This window comes from Roseateles sp. P5_B10 (assembly GCF_056400485.1).
In genome coordinates this window covers 1-13057 of record NZ_JBFULE010000087.1, presented here as the reverse complement: position 1 = coordinate 13057, position 13057 = coordinate 1, and the positions used below count along the sequence as shown (strand labels likewise).

Here is a 13057-nt window from a genome sequence, read left to right as displayed (position 1 = left end):
GCATCGCGTTCGTCGGCCACCTCGGGCAGCAGGGCGACAAACTCGTCACCGCCCAGGCGGCCCACGGCTTCCAGGCCGCGATGGCTGCGGTTGCCCAGGCCGTCGAGCACGCCTTCCAGAATCTGGTCGGAATGGCGCACGCAACTGCGCAGGCGACGGCCGACCTCGACGAGGAGCTCGTCGCCGGCGGCGTGGCCCAGGGTGTCGTTGATGACCTTGAAGCGGTCCAGGTCGATCAGCAGCAGGCCAACCTCGTGGCCGCCGCGGCGCGCACTCTCGATGGCGCGCTCGACACGGTAGATCAGCTGGCGGCGGTTCGGCAGGCCGGTCAGCGCGTCGAAGTGGGCCAGCTGGCGGATGCGGTCCTCGGCCTGGCGGCGGTCGGTCACGTCCTGCAGGATGCCGGTGTAGCCGTTGACGCCGCCCTGCTCATTGAATTCCGGCTCGGCCTCGATGTGGACGACGCGCTGGCGGCCATCGGGCAGGGTCAGTGGCAGGTCGGTGACCAGCACCGAGGTGTGGGCGATGACGTCGCGCAGCAGGCGCAGGAAGACATGGCGGTCGTCCGCCGGCACCATGCGCATGACGCCGATGAAGTCCAGCCGGTCCTGTGGGCCGCGGCCGAAGACGCGCAGGCCCTCGGCGGAAATGGCAAAGCTGGCGGCCGTGTCGCGCCACCATTCGAAGCTGCCCATGCGGGCCAGATCCTGGGCGCGCGCCAGCTTGGCCTTGCTGCGCTCCAGCTCAAGCCGGGTGCGCGAGCTGCGCAGCAGATAGCGCAGCCGGCCGTCGAGCAGGCTCCATTGCGGCGACTTGACGAAGAAGTCGGTCGCGCCGGCCTGGTAGGCGCGGTTGATGGAGGCTTCATCGTCCAGGCCGGTCAGCATCAGCACGGGCAGGGATTCGAAGCCGGGTGTGGCGCGCAGCAGCGAGCAGGTTTCGAAGCCGTCGAGCTCGGGCATCAGCGCGTCCAGCACGACGACGTCGGGCGTGCGCGTGGACAGCAGGCCCAGGGCCTCGCTGCCACTGGGCGCTTCGGTGACTTCAAAGCCGCGCTCGCGCAGCGCGGCGGCGGTCAACAGCAGATTGACCTCGTCATCGTCCACCAGCAGCACGCGCGGGCGCGRCGGGAGGTCGTCGAGGGCTTGACCGGTAGGCAGCATGCTTCTCTTAGAGCAGCGCGGCCAACGCCGCGCGTACCTGTTGGATGTCTTGGAGCATAGCGTCCAACTGCTCGGAAAGGCCGTCCACGCGGCCATCGCGCACCATGGTTTCGATGTCGGCGCAGCGCGCAGACAGTGCCATGGCGCCCAGGCTCGCCGACGAGGATTTCAGCGTGTGGCTGACATGGCGCACGACGGCGAGGTCAGGTGTAGCGCCTTCACGGGCGCGGGCGAGGTCGGGCAGCAAACGGTCCAGTGAGTTGGAGAACGCCGCCACGACGCGTTCCAGCAGCTTGTTGCCGCCGCTCGGGTCGAGTTCCCGCAGGCGACGAATCGCCTCGGGATCGAGCAGGGCTGCGGGCTGTGAGGCGGTCATGGACTGGTCTGCGGGTCAGGGACTCGGCACGCCTAAATGTATCTCGGGTGGGAGGGGGGCCAAACGCGAAGGAATGCACACTTTCGGCCGGCTGCGCTGTGGTTATTGACATCGGGCGACGCCGGGCATGCCCAGGCCCTGTTGCTGGGGAAGCGCTGCCTACAATGAAGCGCATGAACAGCCTCAGCGACGACAGCGCGCTCATCTCGCGCCGCCAGGAGCGACGACTGCCGATGCGGCTGCTGATGCTGACCCTGGCCACGGTCTCCATCTTGATGCTGGTACTGGGCGGCCTGGTGGTGCTGGCGTTGATGCGGGTCTGGGGCGGCGAGGTTGGCCTCGTGCACGCGGCCCTGGTGCTGACGGCATTCTTCACCGGCGTCCTGCTGCTGGTTGCGGCTGCGTTGGGCTGGCATGCCGGCGTGCGGCTGACGCGCCAGCGCCTGGCCGAGCCCCTGCGCGAAGTGCGCCAGCAGCTGCTGATGCAGGCCCAGCTGCAGCGTGACTGGCAATGGGCCACCGATGCCGAGCACCGCCTGGTGCGCTGGCAGGCGCCGCAGGGCGCGCCGTCATCGAGCTGGGTGGGTGCGGGCGCCAGCACCCAGCAGCTGTGGGAGCGCTTCGAGGTTGCCGAGCCGGCCGCCCAATTGCGCGAGCGCCTCGGTGCCCACCAGCCCTTTGTCGACTTGCAGCTCGCCGCTGCCGATGGCAGCACCGCCTGGCGGCTGCGCGGCCTGCCCTGTATCGACTCGCACGGCCATTTCGCTGGTTACCTGGGCACGGCCCGCCCCGACGAGCCCGCCGAGGCGACGCCAGCGCCCCAGCCGGCGCAGGCCGCCGACCTGGCCGCCGAGCATGAGTCTTTCAGCTACACGGTCTCCCACGATCTGCGCGCGCCGCTGCGCGTCGTCGAGGGCTTTGCGCGCATCCTCAAGGAAGACTACGGCGCGCGGCTGGATCGCGTCGGCAATGACCACCTCGACCGCGTCATGAGCGCTGCCGCTCGCATGAACAGCATGATCGACGCGCTGCTGTCGCTCTCCCAGCTGTCGACGCGGCCACTGGCGTGCCAGCCTGTCAACCTGTCGCAACAGGCCGGCTATGTGATGGAAGAGATCAAGCGCGGGGCGCCGCAGCGCGAGCTGGTGCTGGACATCGAACCGGGCCTGACGGTGCAGGGCGACCCGACGCTGCTGCGCATGGTGCTGGAGAACCTGCTGGGCAACGCCTGGAAGTACAGCGGCAAGGTCGAGTGCACGCAGATCGGCTTTGGCAGCGTGCAGCAGGGCGGGCGGCGCGTCTTCGTCGTGTCGGACAACGGCGCCGGCTTCGACATGCGCTTTGCCGAGCGCCTGTTCGGCGTCTTCCAGCGCCTGCACAGCGCCAGCGACTTCCAGGGCACCGGTGTCGGCCTGGCCCTGGTGCGGCGCATCGTTCGCCGCCATGGTGGTGACATCTGGGCCGAATCCGCCGTGGGCGAGGGCTCGCGTTTTTATTTCACTTTGGGCTGACGCCCATTGCTTTGCGGGCCGAGCGCCGGGCCGCTCCCTAGCCGGCCCGCCTTAGGCGATGTGCTTGCCGGTCGATCCGGCAAGCATCGCCGTCCCCCTGGGGGACCGGCCAAGGTATTCCTTGGACGAGGGGCTCACTTCTGGCCCGGGCGCGCCAGCAGCTCCAGCGCATCCACGACACGCCGTGCCTGCTCGGGCAGGCTGTGGCCATCGGCGGAGGCCAGGCTCATCAGGCGGGCGAGCGCCTCGTCGCGTGGCAGGGAATAGCGGTGCATCAACACGCCGACTGCCAGGGCCGTCACGTCCATGGACGGCAATTCCGAGGGGGCCTCGAAAGCCTGGGCCATGGCGGCCGGTGCCGCCGGGGCTGAGGTGGCGACGGGGGGCGTCGAACGCGTGGTTGAACGTGCAAAAGCGGCCTCGACGGCGGGCACGATTTGCGAGATGTCCAGCGGCTTGACGAGGTAGGCAACGGCGCCCAGCTCCTTGACCTTGGCCACTGTCGCCTCGTCGGTGAAGGCGGACAGGAACATGAAGGGTGTCTGCAGGAATTCGCGCAGATAGGCGGCCACATCGAAGCCGGTCAGGCCTTCCATGCGGATGTCCAGCAGGGCCAGTTCGGGCCGGTGTTCGCGGGCGAGCAGGATGGCATCGTCGCCGTTGTCGGCGTCGATGACCTCGAAGCCGGCCTGCGTGAGCCCATAGCTCAGCGTCGCCAGTACCAGACGGTCGTCATCGACGACCAGGATCTTGCCCTTGCTCACCGTGCCCCTCTATCCAGAACTTGGTTTTATGGCCGGATTGTGAACCACGCTCGGTGGAATCAGTTCCAGCCGGCAGACGACATCGTCGCCTTGCTGTTCCAGGCTCAGGATGGCGCTGCGCCGCGGCAGCAGGGCGCGCACCAGGCCCAGGCCCGACACGCCGCTCTTGACGTTCTGCAGCGCAAAGCCTTCGGGCAGGCGGCCGGGGTTGGCGATCTCGACGGTGATGCCGGCCATGTCGCAGATGAGCTGGCAGCGCACCTGGGCGCCGTTGCTGTGCCGCAGCGCATTGCCGAGCAGCTCGTTGAGGCTGAGCGCGATCGGGATGGCCTCGGCCTCGGGCAGGCACCAGTCCTCCATCAGCGCGCCGCCCTCGGCGGCCGTGGTGATGACGCGGCCCTGCATGCGCTGCACCGAGCCGACGATGGCGTCGAACACCCGCTTGAGCACCAGCGGCCCGGAGGCGCCGACCTGCAGGCCATAGACCTGGGCGATGGCCTGCACCTGGCCCACGGCTTCCTTCAGCACCCCGGCCACCTCGGGGCGGCGCACGGCGATCTGCTGCAGCAGGCCGGCCACGCCCTGCAGGTTGTTCTTGATGCGGTGGTGCACCTCGCGCACCAACAGCTCGCGCTGCGAGATGGCGGCCTGCAGCCGTGCCTGCTCGGCGGCGCGCTGCTCGGTGACGTCGCTGGCCACGAGCAGCAGCAGTTCGGGCGTGTCGTCGCCGCCGACACCGGCCAGGTGCAGCAGCCGCGCGTCCCAGATGCGCGTCGAGTTGCCGGCCGGCACGTGGTATTCCCGCTGCACGACGGTCTGGGATTCCAGGGCCTCGCGCATGTCGGCGACCACCTGCGCCCCCTGCTCGTCGCCGAAGAGCTGCGCCGGCGTGCCGCCCAGCATCGCGGCCTCGGGCCTGCCGGCGAGCGTGGCGGCGGCGTGGTTGAGCTTGACGATGCGCAGGCTCTGCGCCTCGTGCAGCGTGATGGCCAGTGGCGCGCCTTCGATGATGCGGGCCAGCGATGCCTGGGCCAGCCGGCTCTGGGCCTCGGCCTGGCGGCGGCGGTCGATGTCCAGCAGGGCATAGGTCAGCTGCTGAGTGACTTTGCCGGGGCCATCCTCTCGCTGCGTCTGCACCGCATTGCCGATGACCCAGAACTCGCGCCCGTCGCGGCCGCGCAGCCGGCACTCGAACACATCGGCGCCGGGCTCCGTGTGAAAGGCGTGCTCGTCATCCTCCGGCGCCAGCACGCCCATGGGCTGGCCCTGCACGTCCTCGAGTTCGCAGCCGAACATGCGCCGTGCCGAGCGGTTCATCCACTCGATGCCGTCAGGCCCGACGGTGACGATGCCCACGAGCACCGAATCCAGCACGGCGCGTTCGCTCTCGGCACGCAGCAGCAGCGCGTTCTCGGCCTGGGCCTGGGCCGTCACGTCGAGCGTGACGACCGAGGTGGAGCGCCGCCCGCCAGCCAGCAGGCCAGGCGCGACGCGGGTCAGCAGCCAACGCCGGCCGAGCTCGGGGTGGCGCACGGCATAGCGCACCTCGACGGCGTCGCCCTTTTTCAGCGCACGCTGCAGGCGTTCGAATTCGGGCAGGGAGGCGGGCTCGACGATCTCGCGGCTGATGCCCTGCAGCGAGCCGGCCGTGCCTGTCGTGCCACCTGGCTGTTTGCTGCCGGTCTTGAAGGGTGAGCCTTTGCGGTGGGCCTTGAGCCAGCCGGCTTCGGGCTGGAAGGTGGCCAGGCCCACCGCGGCCGTGTCCATCAGCGCGTCGAGCTGCTGGTGGGCAAGGTCGCGCTCATGCAGCGTGCTGTGGTCCTCCAGCACCGCCAGCAGCTGGGCGCGACCGGCATGGCGCCACAGGCGCAGCCGCGCCTGCAGCCAGCGGTGCTGGCCCTGCGGGTCGATGTACTCGGCCTCGGTGATCAGCGGCCCGTCCTGCGGGCGCTGCGCCGTCAGTGCCGGCAGCGGCATGCCGCGGTGCCAACCCAGCAGGGCCTGCAGCAGATCGGGCAGGTCGTTCAGGTGGCGGGGGGCGCCGGCGTAGAGGCCCGCAAAAGCGGCGTTGTGGCGCAGCAGCGTGCCGCTGGCGGCATCGGCCAGCAGGGCCGGCAGGGGCAGCAGGGCCAGCCATTCGGCCAGCGGTGGCTCGCCAGGGTCGGCTGCGCTGAGGCGCGCATGCAGCACCCAGTTGGGTCGTTCGCGCAGCAGGTGCAGCGTGGCGCGCTGGCCGTCGGCGAGCTTGAGCGGTGGCGCAAGTGGCGGCGCGCGACCGGCGTCGATGGCATGGGCAGCCTCGCGCAGCCAGCTTTCCAGCCGCGCTCCGGCGGCATGGCGAAGCAGCCGCCAGCCCTCGGCGGCGTCGGCGCCCAGCCATTCGCGCGCCGCTGGATTGGCGCGCAGTGCGGACAGATCCGCCCGTAACGTCAGCACCGGGTCGCCGACGAGGTCGAGCAGGGCAGTGGAGGCGGGCGGGCCGAACATGGCTCAGCCTGGCGAGCCGATGATCCGCAATGGCGCCTTGCTCATTCGAGCTGGGTGGCCTTGTGCAAGGCCCGCAGCACGCAGGCGTTGATCTCGCCGGCGCCGAGCATCAGCGCGTCAGCGCGTTCGCGGTAGTCGAACACGCTCTCGGATTCGATGGCGCGCACCAGCTCCAGATAGGGGTGGAAGGGGCCGCTGTCGTCCACCAGGGCCTGGCGCACACGCTCGGGCACGGGAATGCTTTGCAGCAGCTTCTCGAACGGCGCCTTGAGCATGTGGTCCAGCAGCGAGAACAGGCCACAGATGAACATCTCGTCGCGCTGCTCGCGGTCTTCGATGCTGGCGGCAAATTCCTCCATCAGCAGGCCGCGGCGCACGGCGCCGAACATGATGGGGCGCATGCTGTGGTCCTTGCTGGCCGTCGTCAGCAGCAGGGCCAGCCAGCGTTTCAGGCGCGCATAGCCGAGCAGCATGATGGCGTGACGGAAGCTCGACACCTCGACCGGCAGGCCGAAGGCGGCCGAGTTCATGTAGCGCAGCAGCTTGAAGGCCAGGCTGGGGTCGCGCTTCAAGGTCTGCTCCAGGCGCTCGACGTCCTCGCCTTCGTCGACGCGTGAAATGAGCTCCATGATGACCTGCAGGTCGGCCGCGATCTCAGTCTTGGCGGCGCCGGCGGTCGCTTCGTAAGGGCCGTCCATGGGCCAGCCGATGACGATTTCGGCGCCAGCCTTGAAGCTGGCGTCGATGGCGTCGGCGCCACGCACGCCGGCATGCACGACGGCAACGCCGGCCGGCGCGGCCTGGCCGGGCTCCAGCACCACCTGCCTGAAGGCGGCGCCGACGGCGGCCGGCAGCGGTGCATTGGGCAGGCCCTTGAGCAGGCCCCTGTGGCCAGCCGCCTTCAACGCGGCGATGGCGTCGCCGTGCGCGGCATCAGCGGCGATGAAGGCCGGCACCTCGATCTGGGTCGGCTCGGCCGGCGGCTGGGCCAGCAGGGCGGTCAGCAGGGCTTCGCCCTGGGCGCTGATGACGGCGCCGCCCTGGGGCCAGGTCGCGGCCAGCGCGGCCAGCAGCTCGGCGTGATCGGTCCTGGCATCGGCGCGCAGCGGCACCAGCGTCAACCGTGTGCCGGCGATGTTGCGCTGGCGGTCGATGACGGGGGCATAGCCCAGGGCAACACCGGGCAGGATTGCGCGATCGAGAGCGGCGGGAGAGTTGTCGGACATGGCGCGGCGCTGGGCTGGCGGTGAATGCGGCAGTCTGCCACGAGCGCCGCCGCCCTACCGGGACGATTCGTGACCGAATTCATTCGCGGCGATGACACACCAGAGATGGGAGCGACGGCGCGGTGCCGTCCTGAAGCCACGTGCAGCGGGGCGTGCCTAGCCCTGGATGTACTGGAACAGCGTCATGCGCTGGACCATGGCATAGGTCTTGAGCGCCGTTTCATAGCCGGTCTGTTGGTTCTGGAAGTCGGAAATGCCTTGCACCATGTCCAGATCCTCGGCTGCGCTCTTTTCCTCGGCGCTGTACTGCTTCAAGGCGGCCAGGCGGCTTTCGGTGCCGTCGAGGTTGTTCAGACGTTCGCCCACCTGGCTGCGCATGCTCTGCATATTGCCCATGACGGCGTCGATGTCGCGGATGCTGGTGGTGTTGGCCTGGGTCACCTGCGTGGGAGTGCGCTGCGTGGTGTTGAGGTCGGCGATGGCCTTGTCGATGACGTCGAAGACCTTGAGGCCGTTCTTGGAGCCGGCGATGGCGAAGGCGTCGCCGTCGACCGGCGTGCCTGAAACGGTGAAGGCCATGCCGTCGCCCGTGATGGCCTGGCCCGGCTTGAAGCTGCCGCTGGAGACGACGCTGCCGAGGTCGGTGTCGGTCAGCGTGTAGGTCTGCGAGGGCGTGGCCCCGGCGATGTCGACACGGTAGTTATGGCCGGTCAGCAGCTTGGGGTCGATGGTGCGGCCGCTGTCGATCCATCCCGAAGCCACGTTGCCGGTGATGCCGTTGACCAGCGGGCCGCCGGTGGCCGGGTCGATCAGCTGCACGACGGACTTGCCGGTCGTGGGGTCGGTGGTCAGCGTGCGCGGCGCCGTCTCGAAGGAGCCATTGCCACTGCCCRCCTGCTCCCAGGAGGCGCGGCCATCGATGGTCAGCTGGAAGTTGTCGAGGTTGCCGGTCTGGATGTTGCYGGGCACGCCGATGTAGCTGACGCCGCCGGCTTGATCCAGGAAGGGTGGGGTGGAGGCGCCCTGGCCGGAGAAGATGTAGCCGCCGGAGCCGTCGGGCCGGTTGGCGATGGCCAGCAACTGGTCGCGGATGCCCTTGAGCTTGGTGGCCAGCCCCTGGCGTTCGGCGTCGGAATAGCTGGCATTGCCAGCCGAAACCATGGTTTCACGGGCCTGCTGCAGCAGCTCGTTGGCGTCGCCCAGGGCCGATTCGCCCAGGGTCATGCTGTTGCGGCTGGCCTCCAGTGCACGCTGGTTGGCCTCGACGCGGCCGATGGAGGCCAGAGCCCGCTCGGCGCGCGCAGCGCCGGTGGGGTCGTCGCTGGCCAGGGCGATGCGCTTGCCCGAGGTCAGCTGCTCTTGCTGGGTCTGCATCGCGTTCTGCCGGCGCTGCAGATTGGCGATGGACGCGTCGAAGAGGTTGGCGGTAGCGAGTCTCATGGATTACCTCTGCGCAATTCGCATCAGTTCGTCGAACAGGGTCTGGGCTGTCTGCAGCACCTTGGCGGCGGCCTGGTAGCCCTGCTGGAACTGCATCAACCGCGAGGCTTCCTCGTCGAGGTTGACGCCGGCCTGGCCGGCGCGGCTGGTCTCGGCATCGCCGGCGACGCTGGTGGACACGTCGGACAGGTAGTTGGCGCTCTGCACGCGGGCGCCGATGTCGCTCATCGCCGCGGCATAGGTGTCGTTGATGGTCGAACCCGGCGTGAAGCCGCCGCCAGCCAGCACCTGGCGGCCGACGAAGGTTTCGCTCTGGATGTTGAGGAAGGCCTTGGCGTTGCCGTTGTTCGTGGCGGTGTAGGTCGTCGGGTCGATGGCGATCTTGTCGCCGCTGCGCGGCACGCCGTTGGTGCGCAGCTCGAAGCCGAGGTCGATGCCGGCGGCGGGTTGGTTGCCGATGGGCTGGCCCGAGCTCCAGATGCCGCTGAGCACGCTGCCGTTGGCCAACGTCAGCGTGTACTGCACATTGTTGGCGTTGGCCGGATCGGGCGCACCGAACTGCAGGGTCATGGGCGCCGTGGTCGGGTCGAAGTTCTGGTTGACCGCGTAGATGCTGTCGACGCTGAGGGTGCCGGTGTTGTTGACGTTCGTGGAAGCGGTCAGCGGCGACGCGGCAGCGATGCCCGTGGGGGCGTCCAGCACGCGCTTCATGTTGACGGCGGMGGAACCCACGGGCTCGATGAGGAAGCTCTCACCCGCGGCCGGCGCTGCAGGGGTGAAGACGATCTTGAAGCCATCGATGGTGTCGCCGTCGTTGACGGTGCGCACCAGCCCGTCGGACAGGCGCGTCAGCTCATAGCTGCCGGACGTGCTGGAGCTCAGTTTGTAGCTGCTGGCCTGCAGCTGGCTGGCGTCGACGATGCTGGCCGCGACGCCGTTGGTGAAGCCACCGCCGGGGGTGCGCTGGTTGCTGGCCGCCGGCAGCACGTTCGGGACGGCGACGCTGAAGATGGCGGCACCCTTGCCGGGCGGGTTGGACAGGTCCAGGCCGAGGGCGTTCTGGTCGTTGACGCGCGTGCCGATGGCGGCTGCGAGCTGGCCCAGCAGGTTCTTTGCGTCCTGCAGATCCTTGTTCTGGAAGCTCAGCAGCGCGGTCATCGAACCGCCGGTCAGCACGCTCTCGTCCAGCGGTCGGCTCTGGCCGCCTTCGTTCAGCGACACCACGGCGCGCAGCGGGTCGTAGGCGTCGGCCGAGACCTGCAGCGACGAGRCCTGGTTGCCGAGCACAAGGCGCTGGCCGCCGCCGATGAAGACGCCGACGGTGTCGTCGTCGGCGGCCAGCGTCGTCACCGCCACATGCTCACCGAGCTGCGAGATCAGCCGTTCGCGCTGGTCCATCAGGTCGTTGGGTGTGTGGCCGCTGCCGCGGGTCTTGGAAATCTGGTCGTTGATGTTGGCGATCTGCTGCGCGAGCTGATTGACGACGACGACGTTGGCCTTGAGGTCGCTGACGACGCYGGCCTGCAGATCGGTGACCTGCTGGCCGGCGTTGGAGAAGCGCACGGCCAGCTCGTTGGCCCGGCCCAGGGCGACCTGGCGCGCCGACGGGTCGTTGGGGCGGCTGGTCACGTCGACCATGGCGTTCAGGAACTGGCTGGCGGCATAGCCCAGGCCCTCGGTGCCGGGCGGGAAGATCTTCTCCATGCGCGCCAGTTGCTCGGCACGGGTGGAATCGGCCATGGCGGTGGCCTTGGAGGAAGCGGCCTCCTTGGTCAGGAACTCGTTGTGCGAACGCACGACGGTCTGCACGTCCACGCCCTTGCCGAAGAAGCCGGCACCGGTGTATTGGCCGGCCGAGGTTGTCAGCACCACGGACTGGCGCGAATAGCCCGGCGTGTTGGCGTTGGCAATGTTCTGGCCGATGGTCTGCAACGCCGCCTGGTTGGCGAACATCGCGCGGGCGCCGAGAGTGAGCAAGCCGGCCATTTCAGTTCTCCGTTCCGCGCACGCGGCAGTTGCGGTGCATCAGATTTGCGGGCCGAGCGCCGGGCCGCTCCCTAGCCGGCCCGCGCTGGCGATGTGCTTGCCGGTCGAACCGGCAAGCATCGCCGTCCCCGCGGGGGACCGACCAAGATTCTTCTTGGGCGAGGGGCGTCATATCAAGCCATGAGCGTGCTTTGCACGCGCTGGGTGGTTTGGATGGTCTTCGCCAGCTTCTCGGCATAGGCCGGGTCGGTGGCGTAACCCGCTTGCTGCAGGCCGCGGGCAAAGCCGGCGGCATTGCCGTTCTGGGCCTGGGCGACGACCTTGGCATAACGGTCGTTGCCGCTGATCAGCTTGGCGTAGTCCTTGAAAGCCTCGTCGTAGCTACCGTAGGCGCGAAACTTGGCCGTCACCTTGACGGCCTGGCCGTTGATGACCTCGGTGGTCCTCACGTCGACGGTCTTGCCCTTCCAGCCCGGCGTGGCCTTGATGCCAAAGACGTTGTGCGAAGGCGTGCCGTCGGCGCCGGTGATCTCGCGCTTGCCCCAGCCGCTCTCGTGGGCGGCCTGGGCCACCATGAAGCTGGCCGGGATGCCGGTGGYGGTTGACGCGGCGCGGGCCGCGGCATCGTGCTTTTGGATGAAGCCCTGCACGTGGTTGGGAATGCCCTTGGTGGCCAGTGCCGGCAGAGCCTGGGCCAGCGTCGTCTGGCTGTTCTTCTTGATGTTCTCGGGCGACAGGTCCTGGATGCCCATCTGGCGCTGCAGCTGCTTCTGGATCGCCTCCGACAGGCCGCCGGGGAGGCCGCTCATCTTGCCGGCGAACTGCGTGTCCAGCATTTCGGTGCCGAGCTGGGTCGCGTTGTTGTCCAGCATGCCGCTGGACAGGGTGGACGCGCGCATGCTCTTCATGACTTCCTGCATGAAGAGCGACTCGAACTGCTTGGCCGTCTCACGGATGCTCGCCTTGGGGTCGCGCGAGGCCTGGGCCTTGAGCGCATCAAGGCTGCCCAGGCTCTGGCCGGAAATGGACTGGAACGACGACGACATCAGATCACCTCGAGCTCGGCGTTGAGGGCGCCCGCACTCTTCATGGCCTGCAGGATGGCGAGCAGATCCTGAGGTGTCGCGCCGAGGGAGTTCAGGGCCTTGACCACGTCCGCCAGGCGCGCGCCGGCGGCCAGCTGGATGAGGCTGCCGGGCTCCTGGCGGATGGAGATGTCGGCCTTCTCGGCCACCGTCGTCTGTCCGCCGGACAGTGCGTTGGGCTGGCTGATGATGGGCGTGGAGCTGATGGTCACCGACAGGCTGCCGTGCGCGACGGCGCAGGAAGACAGCGTGACGGCCTGGTTCATGACGATGGAGCCGGTGCGCGCATTGATGACGATGCGGGCCGCGGGCGTCGCCATGTCGATGGAGAGGTTCTCGACGTCGGCCAGGAAGCCGACGCGTTCGTCGGGCGTGGACGGCGCCTTCACGCGCACGACGCGGCCGTCCAGCGCCTGGGCGATGCCGGCGCCCTTGGCCTTGTTAATGGCCTGGGCGACGGCGCGCGCGGTGGCGTAGTCGCTGCTGTTCAGGTCGAGCTGGATGCTGTCGCCCTGGGACAGGGGCGTGGGCACCGAGCGCTCGACGAGGGCGCCTGCGGGAATGCGGCCGGCGCTGAGGTGGTTGATCTGCACCTTGGAGCCGCCGGCAGAAGCGCCAGCGCCGCCGACCACGAGGTTGCCCTGGGCGATCGCGTAGATCTGGCCATCGGCGCCGCGCAGGGGCGTGGCGATCAGCGTGCCGCCGCGCAGGCTCTTGGCATTGCCGATGGAAGAGACGTTGATGTCCAGCTGCTGGCCGGGCTGGGCAAACGGCGGCAGCGAGGCCGTCACCATGACGGCGGCGATATTGCGCGGCTGCATCGTGACGCCCTGGGGCAGCAGCACGCCGAACTGCTGCAGCATCGCCGTCAGGCTCTGGCCGGTGAAGGGCGCCTGCGTCGTCTGGTCGCCCGTGCCGTCCAGACCAACGATCAAACCGTAGCCGGTCAAAGGGTTGGAACGCACGCCGGCGACCGAGGCGACCTCCTTGATGCGCGCGGCATGGGCAGGGGCAACGGG

10 protein-coding genes are annotated in these 13057 nt (G+C 69.0%); 1 reads left to right on the top strand and 9 read right to left on the bottom strand.

Annotation, left to right across the window (positions count from 1 at the left end):
• Nucleotides 1-1163 (bottom strand): diguanylate cyclase domain-containing protein (locus tag AC1DU6_RS08575; RefSeq protein ID WP_477856710.1); only part of this gene is annotated, 1163 nt, incomplete at its 3' end.
• Between the two features lie 7 nt (nucleotides 1164-1170).
• On the bottom strand, nucleotides 1171-1539 hold the full coding sequence (locus AC1DU6_RS08570) for an Hpt domain-containing protein (RefSeq protein ID WP_056199185.1): 369 nt from the start codon (nucleotides 1537-1539) through the stop codon (nucleotides 1171-1173).
• A gap of 173 nt (nucleotides 1540-1712) precedes the next feature.
• On the opposite strand from AC1DU6_RS08570, the gene AC1DU6_RS08565 reads away from it, so the two are divergent.
• A complete protein-coding gene (locus AC1DU6_RS08565) occupies nucleotides 1713-3050 on the top strand; it encodes a sensor histidine kinase (RefSeq protein WP_457444731.1) in 1338 nt (445 codons plus the stop codon).
• Between the two features lie 134 nt (nucleotides 3051-3184).
• Here the strand turns inward: AC1DU6_RS08565 and AC1DU6_RS08560 are convergent, their stop codons facing one another.
• The 7 genes from AC1DU6_RS08560 to AC1DU6_RS08530 all read right to left on the bottom strand — a co-directional run.
• Nucleotides 3185-3814: a response regulator gene (locus tag AC1DU6_RS08560; protein ID WP_056199180.1), complete on the bottom strand. Its 630-nt coding sequence runs from the start codon at nucleotides 3812-3814 to the stop codon at nucleotides 3185-3187.
• 9 nt (nucleotides 3815-3823) lie between these two features.
• Complete coding sequence (locus AC1DU6_RS08555) at nucleotides 3824-6301, bottom strand: sensor histidine kinase (RefSeq protein WP_457444729.1); 2478 nt, start codon at nucleotides 6299-6301, stop codon at nucleotides 3824-3826.
• A gap of 41 nt (nucleotides 6302-6342) precedes the next feature.
• Nucleotides 6343-7527, bottom strand: coding sequence for an EAL and HDOD domain-containing protein (locus AC1DU6_RS08550; protein ID WP_457323845.1), 1185 nt, complete (start codon nucleotides 7525-7527; stop codon nucleotides 6343-6345).
• A 156-nt stretch (nucleotides 7528-7683) separates the two neighbouring features.
• Nucleotides 7684-8967, bottom strand: coding sequence for a flagellar hook-associated protein FlgL (flgL, locus tag AC1DU6_RS08545; RefSeq protein ID WP_477856706.1), 1284 nt, complete (start codon nucleotides 8965-8967; stop codon nucleotides 7684-7686).
• A gap of 3 nt (nucleotides 8968-8970) precedes the next feature.
• A complete protein-coding gene (gene flgK / locus AC1DU6_RS08540; RefSeq protein WP_477856704.1) occupies nucleotides 8971-10953 on the bottom strand; it encodes a flagellar hook-associated protein FlgK in 1983 nt (660 codons plus the stop codon).
• Between the two features lie 173 nt (nucleotides 10954-11126).
• The gene (gene flgJ / locus AC1DU6_RS08535) at nucleotides 11127-11999 is read right to left on the bottom strand and encodes a flagellar assembly peptidoglycan hydrolase FlgJ (protein ID WP_477856702.1); all 873 of its coding nucleotides are present in this window, start codon (nucleotides 11997-11999) and stop codon (nucleotides 11127-11129) included.
• Nucleotides 11999-13057, bottom strand: a 1059-nt coding sequence (locus AC1DU6_RS08530) for a flagellar basal body P-ring protein FlgI (protein WP_477856700.1), incomplete at its 5' end; no start/stop codon positions are given. The genes AC1DU6_RS08530 and flgJ, both read right to left, overlap by 1 nt.

Bases quoted from the DNA above. Each gene is read 5' to 3' on its own strand.
- AC1DU6_RS08555 (WP_457444729.1), bottom strand. From the start codon at position 6,301: ATGTTCGGCCCGCCCGCCTCCACTGCCCTGCTCGACCTCGTCGGCGAC.
- AC1DU6_RS08550 (WP_457323845.1), bottom strand. From the start codon at position 7,527: ATGTCCGACAACTCTCCCGCCGCTCTCGATCGCGCAATCCTGCCCGGT.
- AC1DU6_RS08570 (WP_056199185.1), bottom strand. From the start codon at position 1,539: ATGACCGCCTCACAGCCCGCAGCCCTGCTCGATCCCGAGGCGATTCGT.
- AC1DU6_RS08565 (WP_457444731.1), top strand. From the start codon at position 1,713: ATGAACAGCCTCAGCGACGACAGCGCGCTCATCTCGCGCCGCCAGGAG.